This is a genomic window from Micromonospora olivasterospora (assembly GCF_007830265.1).
Taxonomy (GTDB): Bacteria; Actinomycetota; Actinomycetes; order Mycobacteriales; family Micromonosporaceae; genus Micromonospora; species Micromonospora olivasterospora.
Genome location: NZ_VLKE01000001.1, coordinates 4,848,554 through 4,864,743 on the forward strand (window position 1 = coordinate 4,848,554; position 16,190 = coordinate 4,864,743).

At 70.7% G+C, this 16,190-nt stretch carries 13 protein-coding genes; 9 read left to right on the plus strand and 4 right to left on the minus strand.

The annotated features are described in order from the left end of the window. Nucleotides 1–99 precede the first annotated feature (99 nt). The 4 genes from JD77_RS22415 (at nt 100) to JD77_RS22430 (ending at nt 8,293) form a co-directional block, all read left to right on the plus strand. Nucleotides 100–1,014: a hypothetical protein gene (locus tag JD77_RS22415; protein ID WP_145776044.1), complete on the plus strand. Its 915-nt coding sequence runs from the start codon at nt 100–102 to the stop codon at nt 1,012–1,014. Between the two features lie 134 nt (nt 1,015–1,148). Beyond that, nucleotides 1,149–6,977, plus strand: coding sequence for a hypothetical protein (locus tag JD77_RS22420; protein ID WP_145776045.1), 5,829 nt, complete (start codon nt 1,149–1,151; stop codon nt 6,975–6,977). 21 nt (nt 6,978–6,998) lie between these two features. After that, on the plus strand, nt 6,999–7,256 hold the full coding sequence (locus JD77_RS22425) for a hypothetical protein (RefSeq protein ID WP_145776046.1): 258 nt from the start codon (nt 6,999–7,001) through the stop codon (nt 7,254–7,256). 545 nt (nt 7,257–7,801) lie between these two features. Next, nucleotides 7,802–8,293: a type II toxin-antitoxin system PemK/MazF family toxin gene (locus tag JD77_RS22430; RefSeq protein ID WP_145776047.1), complete on the plus strand. Its 492-nt coding sequence runs from the start codon at nt 7,802–7,804 to the stop codon at nt 8,291–8,293. 106 nt (nt 8,294–8,399) lie between these two features. Here the strand turns inward: JD77_RS22430 and JD77_RS22435 are convergent, their stop codons facing one another. Further along, nucleotides 8,400–9,065 carry a GGDEF domain-containing protein gene (locus tag JD77_RS22435; protein ID WP_145776048.1) on the minus strand — a complete coding sequence of 222 codons (666 nt, stop codon included), beginning with the start codon at nt 9,063–9,065 and terminating at the stop codon, nt 8,400–8,402. A gap of 264 nt (nt 9,066–9,329) precedes the next feature. On the opposite strand from JD77_RS22435, the gene JD77_RS22440 reads away from it, so the two are divergent. From JD77_RS22440 to JD77_RS22450, 3 genes are all read left to right on the plus strand, one after another. Next, nucleotides 9,330–9,569 carry a DUF397 domain-containing protein gene (locus tag JD77_RS22440; protein WP_145776049.1) on the plus strand — a complete coding sequence of 80 codons (240 nt, stop codon included), beginning with the start codon at nt 9,330–9,332 and terminating at the stop codon, nt 9,567–9,569. Between the two features lie 145 nt (nt 9,570–9,714). Beyond that, nucleotides 9,715–10,602 (plus strand): helix-turn-helix domain-containing protein, encoded by an 888-nt coding sequence (locus JD77_RS22445; protein ID WP_145776050.1) that lies wholly within the window; start codon nt 9,715–9,717, stop codon nt 10,600–10,602. 151 nt (nt 10,603–10,753) lie between these two features. Next, nucleotides 10,754–12,313, plus strand: coding sequence for a serine/threonine-protein kinase (locus JD77_RS22450; protein ID WP_145776051.1), 1,560 nt, complete (start codon nt 10,754–10,756; stop codon nt 12,311–12,313). Nucleotides 12,314–12,316: 3 nt separating this feature from the next. On the opposite strand, the gene JD77_RS22455 is transcribed toward JD77_RS22450, so the two are convergent. Genes JD77_RS22455 through JD77_RS22460 form a run of 3 tightly spaced genes read right to left on the minus strand, consistent with a single transcriptional unit; the run spans nt 12,317 to nt 14,164 of the window. Further along, complete coding sequence (locus JD77_RS22455) at nt 12,317–13,138, minus strand: alpha/beta fold hydrolase (RefSeq protein WP_145776052.1); 822 nt, start codon at nt 13,136–13,138, stop codon at nt 12,317–12,319. A gap of 52 nt (nt 13,139–13,190) precedes the next feature. Next, entirely contained in the window at nt 13,191–13,325 is a 135-nt protein-coding gene (locus tag JD77_RS34830; RefSeq protein WP_281292112.1) for a hypothetical protein, read from the minus strand. Continuing rightward, entirely contained in the window at nt 13,322–14,164 is an 843-nt protein-coding gene (locus JD77_RS22460) for an IS5 family transposase (RefSeq protein WP_145773437.1), read from the minus strand. Before JD77_RS22460 ends, JD77_RS34830 begins: the two co-directional genes overlap by 4 nt. Before the next feature lie 114 nt (nt 14,165–14,278). On the opposite strand from JD77_RS22460, the gene JD77_RS22465 reads away from it, so the two are divergent. Together JD77_RS22465 and JD77_RS22470 are read left to right on the plus strand one after the other, a co-directional pair. Next, nucleotides 14,279–15,031, plus strand: a complete 753-nt coding sequence (locus JD77_RS22465) for a DedA family protein (RefSeq protein WP_145776053.1) — start codon at nt 14,279–14,281, stop codon at nt 15,029–15,031. A 533-nt stretch (nt 15,032–15,564) separates the two neighbouring features. Further along, nucleotides 15,565–16,164, plus strand: a complete 600-nt coding sequence (locus JD77_RS22470; RefSeq protein ID WP_145776054.1) for a hypothetical protein — start codon at nt 15,565–15,567, stop codon at nt 16,162–16,164. Nucleotides 16,165–16,190: the final 26 nt, after the last annotated feature.

The window sequence follows — 16,190 nt, forward strand, 5'->3', positions numbered from 1 at the left end:
ATCGTCGACGAGGTGGTCGGGGCTGGGGTGGGCGGCCTGCGCGGTTGACTGATCCGCACCGGGTGCCCCTGATTCGGGGCAGGAAGGGAGCGTTGCGCGTTGGCCGCCGCCGTTGCGACCCTTGAGCTCAACGAGAGCGCGTTGCGGGCTTTGGAACGGTTCACCGGGATGAGGGTGTCCCGGGCGAAGCTGCCGTTGTTGCGGGATGACATCGGCACGCTGGGAACGCTGGCGGGTCGGGTGCGTACGGTGCTGGGTCCGTTGCTGGAGCAGACGATCAGGGCGGTCCGGCAGGCGGGGGAGGGTGAGGCCTTCGACCGGTTCGTGGCGCAGACCGCTCCGTTTGTGGGGAAGATGGCCGAGACGGCCGACCTGATGCTCGCCGTGGTCGAGGCGGAGAAGAAGTTCTTCGTGGAGACGGAGGTCGGCAAGCGTACGGCGTTGGCCATGTTCAACTTCATGATTGCCGAGTTCGCTGTCGCCGCGGCGATGTGGTTCTGGAATCCGGTGGGGGCGGCGGCGCACGTCGCGCAGACGCGGACGATCATTCAGGCGATTCTGCGTTCGGCGTTGGTGCGGTCGGCGGCGAGTGGCACGGCGATGCAGATGTTGTTCATGCCGGGTTCTGCGCTGCTGGCCGAGGTGTCGATGATGACCGATGGTCTGCAGCCGGGGGTGAACTGGTCGACGGTCGGTAAGCAGGCGGCGTTCGCGGGGGCGGTGGCGTTCCTCGGCACGGTGGGCGGGCCGGCGTTGGGCAGGGTCGCTGGCGTTGTCGCGGGCGCGGTCGGCAAGCTCGCCGTGTCGGACACCACCAAGCATCTGCTGACCGATCTGCTGACGCGGCCGGTGACGGAGACCCTCGGGGAGGGGCTGTTCGGTATCGGTGCCAGCTTGATGGTCGAGCGGCACTACGACTTCGGTAATCTCGGTGCGGACCTTATGTCCGGGGCGATTTCGGGGGCGGGGGGTCGGCCGCGGCCGTGGCCGGGGCCGTGGCCGGTCGCGTCATGAATCGGCCCCGGGTGCAGGTGCCTCACATCGGTCTCACGACGGACGGTAAGTCGGTCCTGCCGGTGGGGCCGATACCGGTTGGTGGGGACACGTCCACGGGGTACCAGGCTGGGGTCGATGATCCGAAGCCTGTGGTGACCGGCGGGCAGGCCCCGCCGCCCCCGTCTGCGCTGCCGGCAGCGGACCTGCCCGCGCCGAAGCTGGACCTGTCGGTGCCGTCGTGGTCGGTGTCGAACCTGTCGATGCCGGCTGCGCCGGTGCCGGCGTGGGTCGCGGCAGCGGGTGGGCCGGTGGTCGAGCAGTGGCATCGGTTCCAGCAGGAACTGGCGGACCGTTATGGTGGGTTGTTGGCCGGGACGGGGCAGGCGCGGCAGTTCCCGACCGCGCTTCCGGTGCCGGTCGAGCAGGTGTTCACCGAGTGGGCCGATGCCCGGCAGGGTGATCCGGCCGTCCCGGTTTTCCTGTCTCAGGTCGGTCTGCCCGCGACCGCCCTGACCAGCGAGTTCCTGTTCGGTGTCCGGGACCGGGCGGTCGCCCGGGTCACCGAAACGCTCGCGGGGCAGGTCCCGGCGGGTGGGCAGATCCCGGCGGCGGTACGCCCGGAGCAGGTTGTCGCGGCGCTGCCCGGGGAGTTCGACCGGCAGGCGTTGCGTTCGATCGCGCACCTGGCCGTCCAGCACCACCTCGATCAGTACTTCACCATGGGCACACCGGCGACCGCTCCCCTGCCAGGCGGCGTCGTCCCGCCCGGGGGCGTCGTCCCGCCCGGGGGCGCTGGCGTGCCAGGGGGTTCCGGGGCGGCGGCGCCGCCGTCGGACGCCGTGCGCGCGGCCGAGTGGCAGGTGCGGGCCCACGTGGACCGGAGCCTCGATGCGATCCTCGGCACCACCCCCCTACCGACCGCACCGCTGACCGTGCCGCCCGCCGTGCCGTCGGCTGTGGTGGTCAGGCCCGACGCCGCGCAGGTGAGCGCCGTGGCGGACGTGGTCCGGCAGGCGGTCACCGACCTGCCCGCCCGTGTCGCGGCCGCGGCCATTCCCGACATCACCGCACCGCACGCCATCCCGTTCCCGGCGGACGCCCCGGCAAACTGGCGTACCGACGCGCCGGCAGTGTCGGTGACTCTCGAGCAGCGCACCGCAGCAGCGGCCAGCCAGGCAGAAGATCAATTCACCGCCCTGGCCCGCAAGTACGGCGTCGCCCCGGCCAGCCACGACACCCTCGCCAAATCCTTCCAACGGGACTGGGTCGACGGATACCACCAGGTACTCGCCCAGGCCGGCATCAGCGACACGCCCGCCACCCCCAGTGCCGATGGCACGCCGATCCACGCCAGTGACGGTGCCAGTGACACGGCGTCGGTCAGTGACATGTCTGTCTTCAGCGATGACATGTTCGACCGCGACCGCTTCAGCCACACAAGTACGACCAGTGACGTCTCCTTGCCGGACGCGCCGATCAGTGGCGACGCCGGCGGCGGTGAGCCGGCCGTCGCGGCAACCGGGCCGGCGGCGGCGATGATCGAGTCTGGAAAGCCGGTCGCCGGGTGGGTCGCCCGGGCGCAGGCGTCTGCTGGCAACAGCGGTGACTCGTGGTGGTGCGTGGCGGGCACTCTTGATGAGTTCACCGCCGTGTACGGGCGGTTGGGTAACCGTGCGGTGTTCGACGACCGGATCATCGGGCCGGATGGTCGGCTCGCGCCCACCATGGGTTGGCCGCAACTGATGGAGATCCTCGACACGGTACCCGAGCGTGTCGCCCGCCCGGACGGGGTCGCGGGAGAGGACGTGCTGGCCGCGTTGCGGGCGGCGCCGGGGTCGATGGTCGTGGTCAGGGCCGCGCCACCGAACGAACCGCAGCACGTGTTCGCCCTCTACAGCCAGCCGCAGAAGTCCGGGCTGCCGAGAATCCAGGTGCGGGACTCTCTGGCCCCCGGCAGCGTCGACCGACCCGAGCCGAACGATGCGATACGTGATCCGTGGCTGCGACACCTGTTCGCATCGGGTACCTTGCTGGCGGCGTTCGACGGGGCCGGGCGGCCCGCCACAATCGCGGATCTGCTGCCCGGCCAGAGCGCCGGCCACCCGCGGCCGACCACGACCGGCGTTGACGTCAGCACGGCCCTGCTCGCCTCCACCAGCACACCACGCGGCCCGTCCCAGGCGATGCGGGCAGACATCACCTCCCCCGACCCGTCCCTCGGGCGGCCATCCGATCCAACGGAGAACGACGGTTTGTCCGGGGTCGGCCTGGCGCATCTTGACCAGGCATTCCAGGACGTGCTGGACCTGGACCTGGGCCTGGATCGAATGGACACGCCGACCGTCGATAAGGATTGGGTGCCGGGGGGTACCGATCAGGACGAGTCCTTGTATCCGCCGCACGGGGTGTCCGGGATGGATGTCGCGTGGACGCCGTCGATGGTGGGAGACGACGCGACCGCACCGGTTGAGTGGAATGCGGAAGCCTACGACCTGACTTCTCTTGACCCGGCCCTTCTTGACCCGGCATCCACGTCGGGGGATCTATTGATGCCGGACCCGGATCTGGATCGGATGGGCACGCCGACCATCGATGAAGATTGGGTGCCGGGGGGTACCGATCAGGACGGGTCCTGGTATCCGCCGTACCGAATGTCCGGGATGGATGTCGCGTGGACGCCGCCGATGGTGGGAGACGCGACCGCACCGGTTGAGTGGAATGCGGAAGCCTACGACCTGACTTCTCTTGACCCGGCCCTTCTTGACCCGGCATCCACGTCGGGGGATCTATTGATGCCGGACCCGGATCTGGATCGGATGGGCACGCCGACCATCGATAAGGATTGGGTGCCGGGGGGCACCGATCAGGACGGGTCCTGGTATCCGCCGTACCGAATGTCCGGGATGGATGTCGCGTGGACGCCGCCGATGGTGGGAGACGACGCGACCGCACCGGTTGAGTGGAATTCGGAAACCTACGACCTGACTCCTCTTGACCCGGCCCTTCTTGACCCGGCATCCACGTCAGGGGATCTATTGATGCCGGACCCGCGTCTGGAAGGGGTGGATCTGTCGCCTGTTCCCGCTCCTGTTCCGTTTCCTCCCGTGCCGGCCGGGTTGCTGCGGTCAGGCGAGTGGGACCGGTTGTTCACGCGATTCTCGCGGGCGATGGGGCTTGGGTTCGCGACGGGTGAGGATGAGCGGACACGGATGCGAGGAGCTGGGGATGTGCGCCATCGTCTGCGGGTGGAGTTCGATCCCCTGATCGACAGAACCGACTTCGCTGAAAGGAACGGTTTGTCCCCGGCAGACGTGGCGACGTTGCGGCAGGCTCTCGACGCGCGCGGGACGTCTGCTTTGCACCTGAAGGAGGCGCTGCTACGCCTGATGTCCGAGGTGTACGAAGTCAACATCATCCTGGCCTCGGCCGGATCCCTATTTCACGACAACTATGGTTCTGCGCCCTCGTACCCGAGGATGGTCGCACTGGACCTCTCCGACACCCCGATCATGCCCGGCCCGGCGTCTCTACACGCGAAGGAATTCATACCGGCCTCTACAGCCAGATCGGCAATCCCGCACCCTTCACCACAGCCGTCCCCACCCGTATTTACAACCGCATTGTCACTACCAGAACCGCCACCGCCGCACGTGGTCAATTGGCGGCCCCGCGATGGTGGCCCCACCACCCTGCGCGAATACCTGGAGACGCTGGAACTCCCCACCGGGGTATCCCTGAACACCGACAGGCAGGGGGGGCTGACGCCGGGGATGGCCGAATGGGTGAAAGCCTGGGCACTGGGACTGCAGAACGAGACCACCCCTGACGGCCACCGCTACACCCAGGATGCGGTAGCCGAACTGTCCGGCAACCTGATCACCCAACCATCGGTCGGGAAATGGTGGAAAGAGGCGGGGCCGTCGCTGCCCCCGCCGCCACCGGACGTGGTCAATTGGCGGCCCCGCGATGGTGGCCCCACCACCCTGCGCGAATACCTGGAGACGCTGGAACTCCCCACCGGGGTATCCCTGAACACCGACAGGCAGGGAAGGCTGACGCCGGGGATGGCCGAATGGGTGAAAGCCTGGGCACTGGGACTGCAGAACGAGACCACCCCTGACGGCCACCGCTACACCCTGAAGGCGGTAGCCGAACTGTCCGGCAACCTGATTACCAAACCATCGGTCGCGAGATGGTGGAAAGAGGCGGGGCCGTCGCTGCCCCCGCCGCCACCGGACGTGGTCAATTGGCGGCCCCGCGATGGTGGCCCCACCACCCTGCGCGAATACCTGGAGACGCTGGAACTCCCCACCGGGGTATCCCTGAACACCAACAAACAGGGAAAGCTGACGCCGGGGATGGCCGAATGGGTGAAAGCCTGGGCACAGGGAATGCAGAACGAGACCACCCCTGACGGCCACCCCTACATCCTGAAGGCGGTAGCCGAACTGTCCGGCAACCTGATCACCCAAGGATCGGTCGGGAAATGGTGGAAAGAGGCGGGGCCGTCGCTGCCCCCGCCGCCACCGCACGTGGTCAATTGGCGGCCCCGCGATGGTGGCCCCACCACCCTGCGCGAATACCTGGAGACGCTGGAACTCCCCACCGGGGTATCCCTGAACACCGACAGGCAGGGGGGGCTGACGCCGGGGATGGCCGAATGGGTGAAAGCCTGGGCACTGGGACTGCAGAACGAGACCACCCCTGACGGCCACCCCTACAGGCAGAGGGCGGTAGCCGAACTGTCCGGCAACCTGATCACCCAACAATCGATCGGGAAATGGTGGAAAAAGGTGGGGCCGTCGCTGCCCCCGCCGCCACCGCACGTGGTCAATTGGCGGCCCCGCGATGGTGGCCCCACCACCCTGCGCGAATACCTGGAGACGCTGGAACTCCCCACCGGGGTATCCCTGAACACCGACAGGCAGGGGGGGCTGACGCCGGGGATGGCCGAATGGGTGAAAGCCTGGGCACTGGGACTGCAGAACGAGACCACCCCTGACGGCCACCGCTACACCCAGGATGCGGTAGCCGAACTGTCCGGCAACCTGATCACCCAACCATCGGTCGGGAAATGGTGGAAAGAGGCGGGGCCGTCGCTGCCCCCGCCGCCACCGGACGTGGTCAATTGGCGGCCCCGCGATGGTGGCCCCACCACCCTGCGCGAATACCTGGAGACGCTGGAACTCCCCACCGGGGTATCCCTGAACACCAACAAACAGGGAAAGCTGACGCCGGGGATGGCCGAATGGGTGAAAGCCTGGGCACAGGGAATGCAGAACGAGACCACCCCTGACGGCCACCCCTACACCCTGAAGGCGGTAGCCGAACTGTCCGGCAACCTGATTACCAAACCATCGGTCGGGAAATGGTGGAAAGAGGCGGGGCCGTCGCTGCCCCCGCCGCCACCGGACGTGGTCAATTGGCGGCCCCGCGATGGTGGCCCCACCACCCTGCGCGAATACCTGGAGACGCTGGAACTCCCCACCGGGGTATCCCTGAACACCAACAAACAGGGAAAGCTGACGCCGGGGATGGCCGAATGGGTGAAAGCCTGGGCACAGGGAATGCAGAACGAGACCACCCCTGACGGCCACCCCTACACCCTGAAGGCGGTAGCCGAACTGTCCGGCAACCTGATCACCCACCAATCGGTCGGGAACTGGTGGAAAGAGGTGGGGCCGTCGCTGCCCCCGCCGCCACCGGACGTGGTCAATTGGCGGCCCCGCGATGGTGGCCCCACCACCCTGCGCGAATACCTGGAGACGCTGGAACTCCCCACCGGGGTATCCCTGAACACCGACAGGCAGGGGGGGCTGACACCGGGGATGGCCGAATGGGTGAAAGCCTGGGCACTGGGAATGCAGAACGAGACCACCCCTGACGGCTACCCCTACAGGCAGAGGGCGGTAGCCGAACTGTCCGGCAACCTGATCACCAAACAATCGGTCGGTAGATGGTGGAAAAAGGTGGAGTCGTAGCTTCCCCCGCCGCCACCGGACGTGGTCAATTGGCGGCCCCGCGATGGTGGCCCCACCACCCTGCGCGAATACCTGGAGACGCTGGAACTCCCCACCGGGGTATCCCTGAACACCGACAGGCAGGGAAGGCTGACACCGGGGATGACCGACTGGATGAAAGCCTGGGCACTGGGACTGCAGAACGAGACCACCCTGACGGCCACCCCTACACCCAGGATGTGGCGCCGCCACTGCTGCCGCCACCACCCGAAACGAGTCAAGGCCTTGAGTGCCGAGTAGCTCGGGAGCGGCGGCCTCTGCTGATTCGTGACTTGCCGTCGATAGGGCGTGCCACCATGAGAGACATGGCTGAATCCCGCAACGTACAACGTCGCTGGGCACCCGAACTGACGGAGGCGGCACCTGAGCAACGCATCGGCACGCCCCGCCCCGGGCACGGGACCATCTACGTTTACCTGAGTGGGACCGGTGAGCGGGTACGCCGCACGGTCTGGACCGCCACGTGGGAGGACCCCTTCGACCCGCCGGGGGAGGATGGGGAGGTCGCCGGTATCGAAACCCGGGAGGGAACGCGGCAGGAGATCCTGTCGTGGGTTCGATCTCAGCCAGCGGCCACGCTGCTCCTGGCCGATCCTGACAAGGGTGGACACCCCTACCCGTCAACGACGACGAGGTGGTCCTCCAGGAACCCACGCCGATCAGGCGTGCCCCGCGACCGGGTGACCGGGCAGGGCCGACAAGCGCATGAGGCGTTGACCTGCTGTCGGCGATCCCGGTCATCCGCGTGTCGGCGGGAGTGACGGCGACGGGTTAGGCTGCCCGCCGTGGCAGGTCTGTTGAGGAGTGTGGCGTCCCGGCTGGGCCGGGTGACCCGGGGTGCGGCCGCGACGCGTACGCCGGGGCCGATCCCGGCGCAGGTCGCGCGGCGCCGGCAGGTCTCGGCGTTGCAACGGCGGCAGCTGAGCTACGCCCCGGAGCCGGACGGGCAGGCCGACCCGGGCGAGATCGTCTGGACCTGGGTGCCCTACGAGGACGACCCGAGGCAGGGCAAGGACCGGCCGGTGCTGGTCGTCGGCCGGCAGAGCCAGACCCTGTTCGGGCTGATGCTGTCCAGCCAGAGCGAGCGGGACGGCCAGCGGCACTGGCTGTCCCTCGGCCCCGGCGCGTGGGACCACGAGAATCGGCCGAGCTGGGTCCGGCTCGACCGCGTGCTCACCATGCGCGAGGACAGCATCCGGCGCGAGGGCGCGGTGCTCGACCGGGCCCGCTTCGACCGGGTCGGGCAGGCCCTGCGCGCCGGCTACGGCTGGCGCTGATCCCCGGACGCGCGCTCCGCCCGCGGTGCGCGCGTCCGCCCGGCCGGGTGGTCGGCGACACGATGCGCGCTCCTTCCGCGGCCGTGCGGTCGGCACCGCGGCGCGGTCAGGCGCTGTCGACGAGCTGGACCGGGCCAGGGAGGTCGCCGAGGAGCTGGCGGGCGGCCCGGGGCGCGCCGACGCTCTTCGCCCGGTACATCGCCGCGTCGGCGCGGTCGAGTGCCTCGGTGAGCTGGTTCGGGCAGGTGACCGGCGCGAGCCCGACCGACGCGGTCACCCGCAGGGTGCAGGTGTCGAGCGAAATCGGCGCGGCGAGTGACTCGCAGAGCCGCCGGGTGGCGTGCTCGATCCACCGCCGGTCGACGGTCGGGCTGGTCAGCAGGCCGGCGAACTCGTCGCCGCCGAGGCGGGCCACCAGGTTGTCGCCGGCGAAGGCGGCCAGCCGCTCGGCCACGCAGATCAGCACCTTGTCCCCGGCGGCGTGCCCGTACCGGTCGTTGACCTGCTTGAAGCCGTCGAGGTCGAGCACCACCGCGATCAGTGGCTGGCCGGCGGCGTCGGTCAGCAGCGCCGCCGCCAGCCGGAAGAACGCGCGCCGGTTGGGCAGCCCGGTGAGCGGGTCGTGACTGGCGGCGTGCCGCTCGGCGGCCAGTTCGGCCTGCAGGTGGGCGATCTCCGCCTCGGCCAGCAGGGCGCGGCGTCGTAGCTGCCAGGCGGAGACGAGGGCGCCGGCGGCCGAGATCCCGGACGCGATGGTCAACGGATCCGGCACGAGCCCTCCCCTCGCCGCGTCGGCCGGCGGGTGCCGGCAGGCGATGGCCGACGCCCCTCCGGTACCACGTTTGCCCTGGTCTGAGCCCAGGTCGGGTAACCCAAAGTGAGCGGATGGGTACTGCCCATGTGCAGTATCATGCTCGGTGTCCGATGCAGATGCAATAGCAGATGCACGTGCAGATGCAACCGTTTCGGCCCGCAACCCTCGCCAGCACCGCTCCTCCCGCGGCATCGGCAGGCGCCCGAGGAGAAAGACGTCCCCATGCAGCAGCCGACCAACGGCGTTCCCACGGCCCAGCTACCCCCGCTGAACTGGCAGAAGAGCCGGCGGAGCAATCCCAGCGGCAACTGCGTCGAGCTGGCCGCGCTCCCGGGTGGTGCCGGGATCGCGGTACGCAACTCGCGCCATCCGGAGGGGCCGGCGCTGATCTACACGGTGGACGAGATCGCGGCGTTCGTGCTCGGCGCCCGCGACGGGGACTTCGACCATCTGATCAATTGACGCGGCGTCACCGGTCAACCGCGTCCCGTCAGGTGGGAGCGGGGGGTCGGTCCACGCCGTTCACCTCACTCTCGGTCCGTGGCATGCTTACACGTCGGCCGGGGTGGGGCCCGGCCGGCGAGAGGTGCCAGGTGGAGGGTCAGGCGTGATGACGGTTCCCGCCGAGGGGGGTCCGGCCACCGGTCCCACCGTGCTGCGCATGCTGCTCGGCGCGCAGCTGCGCCGGCTGCGCGAGGCCAGCGGGGTGACCCGGGAGAGCGCCGGGTGGGAGATCCGCGCCTCCGAGTCGAAGATCAGCCGGATGGAGCTGGGCCGGGTCGGTTTCAAGGAACGCGACGTCGCCGACCTGCTGACCCTGTACGGGGTGGTCGACCCGGACGAGCGGGAGGCCATGCTCAAGCTCGCCCGGGACGCGAACAACCCCGGCTGGTGGCACCGGTACGGCGACGTGCTGCCCTCGTGGTTCCAGTCCTACCTGGGCCTGGAGGCCGCCGCCGCGCTGATCCGCAGCTACGAGGTCCAGTTCGTGCCCGGCCTGCTGCAGACCCCCGAGTACGCCCGGGCGGTCGTCCTGCTCGGCCACGCCCGCGCGGGCACGGAGGAGATCGACCGCCGGGTCGGCCTGCGCATGCGGCGCCAGGAACTGCTGAGCCGCCCGGAGCCCCCGCAGCTGTGGGCGGTGCTCGACGAGGCGGCCCTGCGCCGGCCGATCGGCGGGCCCGAGGTGATGCGCGGCCAGCTCACCGCCCTGATCGAGGCGACCCGCTCGCCGCACGTGCGGCTGCAGATCATCCCGTTCGACGCGGGCGGGCACGCGGCGGCGGGCGGTGCGTTCACCATCCTCCGCTTCGGCGACCAGGACCTGCCGGACATCGTCTACATCGAACAGCTCACCAGCGCCCTCTACCTCGACAAGCGGGACGACCTGGACTACTACGCGGCGGCCATGGAACGGCTCTGCGTCGAGGCCGAGCCGCCGGAGCGGACGCCGGACCTGCTCGCCCGGCTGCGCGACGAGCTGTACCCGGGCTGAGTGGCGGCCCGGCCTCGGGGCGGCCCGGGAGTTCACCCCATGTGGGGACCGGCGCCCGGTCCGCCCGTCCGGGCACGGACCGGACGATCCGACCCGCACCGGGCACCGTGGTTGGTGCCCGGCGGCGGCCGGCAGGCAGACTGGACCAATCATGTCGCCGTTCACTCCCACCCTCCGGCTGCACGACCGGTACGTCCTGCGCGAGCGCATCGGCCTCGGCGGGATGTCCGAGGTGTGGCGCGCCGACGACGAGGTGCTGCACCGACCCGTCGCGGTCAAGGCCCTCGCGGCGCAGTTCGCCACCGATCCGCAGCTGCGGGCCACGATCCAGCGCGAGGCCCGGGCCGCCGCCCGGCTCACCCACCCGCACGTCACCCAGGTGTACGACTACGGCGAGGCGACCCTCGACGGCGGCAGGGTGGTGCCGTACCTGGTGATGGAGCTGGTCGAGGGGCGCAACCTCGCCGACCGGCTCGACGCCGGGCCGCTGCCCTGGCCGGAGGCCGTCCGGACGGCCGGCCAGGTCGCCGCCGCGCTGGCCGCCGCCCACCGCATCGGCGTGGTGCACCGGGACATCAAGCCGGGCAACGTCATGCTCACCGAGACCGGCGCCAAGGTGCTCGACTTCGGCATCGCCGCGCTCGCCGGGCCGCACCACCCGCTCGCCGGCCAGACCGGTGAGCTGGTCATGGGCACCCCCGCGTACTTCGCGCCGGAGCGGCTCACTCCCGGGCCGCCGAACCCGGCCAGCGACGTCTACGCCCTCGGCGCCCTGCTCTACCGGACCCTCACCGGACGGGCCCCGCTGCCCGTGCAGAGCTGGGAGGACGCCCTCGCGGTGCACGCCCGGCCCGCCCCCGTCGCGCCGCCGCGGGTCCCCGGGCTGCCCCCGGACGTCGCCGCGCTCACCCTGGCCTGCCTGTCCGCCGACCCGGCCGGCCGGCCCACCGCCGCCCAGCTCGCCGCCCGGCTCGGCGCGCCGACGGCCGACCAGCCGACGGCGGCGCTGCCGACCGTGTCCCGCGCCGCCGCGCACCCGCCCACCCTGATCGACCGCGCCGGTCCGGCCGCCCGACCGGCCCCGCCCCGCGCCGCGGCGGCGGCCCCGGTCCGGTCCGGGTCGCCGCCCGCCGGTCCGGTCCGGTCCGGGTCGCCGCCCGCCGGTCCGGTCCGGTCCGGGCCGCCGCCCGTTGATCCGGTCCGGCCGGTCCCGCCGCGCCGCGGCAACCGCCTCGTCGGCGTCCTCGTCGCGGCCGGCGTGGTGCTGCTGCTCGGGCTCGTCGGGCTGCTCGCCCTCGGTGACGAGTCGCCCAACCCCCCGGTCGCCGGCCCCGGGACCAGCGCGCCGGCGGACGAGCAGCCGACCGGGGCCGCGACGCCGTCCGAGGCGGCCACCCCGAGCGGCGCCCCGCCGACCACCGGGCGGACGCAGCCGGTCAGCCTCCGCGAGCTGGCCGCCGCGGTCGTCGCCGTCGTCGACGAGGCGGAGACCCGGGGGGAGATCGACCCGAAGACGGCCGACGAGCTGCGCGACAAGGTTCGGGACCTGGAACGCGGCAAGCCGAAGGACCGGATCAAGCGGATCCGGGACCTGCGCGAGCGCGTCGCCGAGGCGATCGAGAAGGACCGGATCCGGGGGGAGGCCGCCGGGCAGCTCGGCGCCCTGCTCGCCCCCTACCGGCAGTCGGGCGGGGGCGGCGAGGACGACTGAGCCTCACGCGACCGGGCCTGCGGCCTCCTCGCGCCGCGGGCCGAGGAGGAACTCCGCCAGGACGGGGGCCAGGGCCTCCTCGGGCACCTGGTGCCAGTCGCCCGCCATGCCCCGCAGCCGGCCGGCGGGCAGCGCCTCCGCCACGCCCCGCGCCCAGCCGCGCAACCGCTCGTCGCTGCTCTCGCTGTGCACGACCAGCGCGGGGACGGTCACCGCCGACACCTCGGCCCGCGACAGGCAGCCGGTGACCGTCAGGTCGTAGACGAGGGTGTGCGCCAGCCCCTCCAGCGTCGGCCAGAGCGGCCCGTGCCGCATCCCCTCGACCAACTCCGCGGGCACCCCGATCTGGCGCTGGAAGTGGGCCACCGCGTCGCCGCGCCGCCCGGCCGCCACCAGCGCGGCGATCTCGCCGGCCAGGCCCTCGCCGGGCGGTGTCGGCGGGGCGGCGAAGTCCAGCGGCGGCTCCAGCAGCGCCAGGCCCGCGACGGGCACCCCGCGGGCCGCCGCGAGCAGTGCCAGGACCGCGCCGGAGGAGAACCCGAACAGGTACGCCGACCCGCCCGCCTCCGCCACGAGCGCGCGCAGGTCGTCGACCTCCCGGTCCACCGTGTACGGCGGTGTGTCGCCGCTCTCGCCCCGGCCCCGGCGGTCGTAGCAGAAGACGGTGAACCGGTCGGCGAGCAGGGCGGCCAGGCCCCGCATCGGGCCGAAACCCCGGAAGCCGCTGGCGGCGTCGACCATGACCAGCGCCGGCCCCCGCCCGACGCGCTCGTACGCGATCACCGTGCCGTCCGCCGAGCGGACCGTCTCTGTCGTCGGCGTCATGCCCGGTCACCCCGTCCGTGCTCGTGCGCCCCGGCCGCTCCGGGGCCCTGGGTCAGAACCTAGGGGTCGGGTACGACGCTTCGGCGTCCAGGGCCGCGACGCGCCGTAGCCGGGCGTGCAGCCGGCCGAAGGCGTGGCAGTCGGCGAAGACGGTCACTAAGAGGTCGCGCAGATAGGTCAAGATCATGGGCGCCGGGTGGGACGGTTGTCCCAGCGGTAGAGGGTCCATGCCTGCCGGATCAGGCTACGTAGAGTGATGATCGCGTCGGCGAGGTCGAAGAACGCGTCGATGACGCGTTCTCGGCGTTCGTAGCAGCGTTGCAGGCGGTTGAAGGCGTTGTGCCAGGCGTTCGTCCGCTCGACATGCCACCTGCGGCCCGCCTGGATGGGTGCTTTGTCGCCCTTATGGGCTATTTCGGCGTGCAGGTTACGGCCGGCCAGAAGCTCGCGGGTGACCGCCGAGTCGTAGCCGGCGTCCAGGTGTACTGTCACCTTCTCCGGCAGCGGACCGAACACATCCAGCTTGTCCAGAGTAGACGCCAGTAGTGGTGAATCATGACGGTTCGCGCCGGCCAGAACCCGGTCGAGAGGGATCCCCCGGGCCTCGACCATGCTGGAGCGTTTCATCCCCTGCTTGCCCCGGTCGACCGGAGACCGGCCGGCGACCTCACCGCCACCGGGAGCCTTGGTGATACACCCGTCCACCGAGATATCGTCCAGAATCAGTCCGACAATCCGGTCATAGGTGTCCAATACGATGGCCTTCAATTGTTCGAACACGCCCAGCGTGATCCACTCGTCACGCCGGTTCCGGATCGTCGTCGCCGAACAACCACTGTCCGCGATCGACTCGTACGCACACCCGAACCGCAGCACCTGCAACAACTTCTCGAATATCAGCCGATCCGCCACCCGCGGCCGGTGACACCCCAGCGGATGCGACGGATCAACCCGCGGCCGCTCGGGCAACAGCGCGGCGAACTGGTCCCACAGCGGGGTCATCAGCCATGATGGAACAACGGGCACGGACACTCCTGGCGATCACGAGGCGTAAGCACCTTCATGATCATGGATGTCCGTGCCCGCCTCGTATCTGGGGCAGCGCGTCTGACCTATTTGCGCGGGCTCTAACTTTGTCTGATGATCACAGCGCAGTCGATCCTGCCCTTCCCCCGTACGGTGGCCTCCGCTCCGGAGCCCGGCTCCGACGGGCCGGTCGGGTTCGTCACGGGCCTGGTCGAACGGCTCGGCGGCCCCGGCGCCGGGCTGGCGGTCGCACTGGAGAACCTGTTCCCGCCGATCCCCAGCGAGGTGATCCTGCCGCTGGCCGGGTTCGCGGCCAGCCAGGGGAAGATCAGCCTGGCCGGCGCGATCGGCTGGACGACGCTCGGGTCGGTGCTCGGCGCGCTGGCGCTGTACGCGATCGGCGCGGCACTGGGCCGGGACCGGATGCGCGCCATCGCCGCGCGGCTGCCGCTGATCAAACTGGAGGACGTCGACCGGACGGAGGCGTGGTTCCTTCGGCACGGGGTGAAGGCGGTGTTCTTCGGCCGGATGATCCCGGTGTTCCGGAGTCTCATCTCCATCCCGGCCGGGGTGGAACGGATGCCGGTGCGGACCTTCCTGGTGTACACGACCCTGGGCAGCCTGATCTGGAACACCGTTTTCGTGATGGCGGGGTATCTGCTCGGGGAGAACTGGCACGTCGTCGAGAGCTACGTGGGCACGTTCCAGAACGTGGTGATAGCGGTGTGCGCGGTGGGGTTGGGCTGGTTCGTGGTGACCCGGGTGCGGCGGGCGCGGACGCCGCGCCGGGCACCCGTCGACGAGCCGGCCGAGGCGAAGCCCGACTACCAGGGAACCATCTACCGCAGCAGCTCCTGGCGGGGGTGATCGACTCCATGGCGGAGACATGGGGGTATCCGAGCGGCACGGATGCCCCCATGTCGGCGACATGGAGTGGATCACCCGAGTGTCCGGTTCGCGAGGGTGCCCGGTGGGTGTGACCGGCGGCATCGTGGCGGCGGAATCGTGGGCGGGGTGGGGTCGTTACACCTGACGCACGACCGAGCAGCATGGCCCCGGGCAGCACCACGCCCCGCCGGTGCCGCCCCTCGAACGAGCCCTCGCCGGGCTCTCCCGAACGGGGCCGGGCCAGGCCGGAATGATGGTGGGCCGCCGGTCGTTGGACATGGTTCCCGGCACCGCGACGAGGCCCCCTCGCCCGCGACGAGGCCCCCGCCCGCGACGAGGCCCCCGCCCGCGACGAGGCCCCGCCCGCGACGAGGCCCCGCCCCGACGAGGCACCCGCCGCCCCGCGGTCGCACCGGGCAGAGACTTTCCCCTTCGAGCTTTCGAGCGCCTGGCGGTGCTTGCGCACGCCGTCCCCCTTTGGTGTGCGTCGACCCCCGAATGGAGCTTTGATCATGAACACGATGCTGCTGCGTAAGAGTGTTCTCGGTGTTGCTGGTCTGGCGTTCGCCGGTGGGCTGGCCGCTGGTCCGCTGCATGCCACCGCCGCCCACGCCGAGACCCCGGTGCAGGGCAAGCCGGTCGCGGTGACGGTGCAGGCCGACAAGCCCGACAACACCAAGCTGATCCCGCACGGTGTGCAGGGCCAGCAGTCCCACATCGACCTGAACGACGAGCAGACCGCGAACGCGAAGGCGATCATCGCGGCGACGAAGAAGGCCGGTCTGCCGGAGCGGGCGGCGGTGATCTCGATCGCCACCAGCCTGCAGGAGTCGAAGCTGGAGAACCTCGGCCACCTGGGTGACGCCAACGACCACGACTCGCTGGGCCTGTTCCAGCAGCGCCCGTCGTCGGGTTGGGGCACCCCGGAGCAGATCACCGACCCGGAGTACTCGACGACCGCGTTCCTGAAGGGTCTGCGGCAGGTCGACGGGTGGCAGGACATGCCGCTGACCCAGGCCGCGCAGACGGTGCAGGTGTCGGCCTACCCGGACGCGTACGCGCAGTGGGAGCAGCAGGCCGCCGACCTGGTCGCCCAGCACTGGAACAGCTGACAGAAGCACGATCCGCTGGCCGGGTC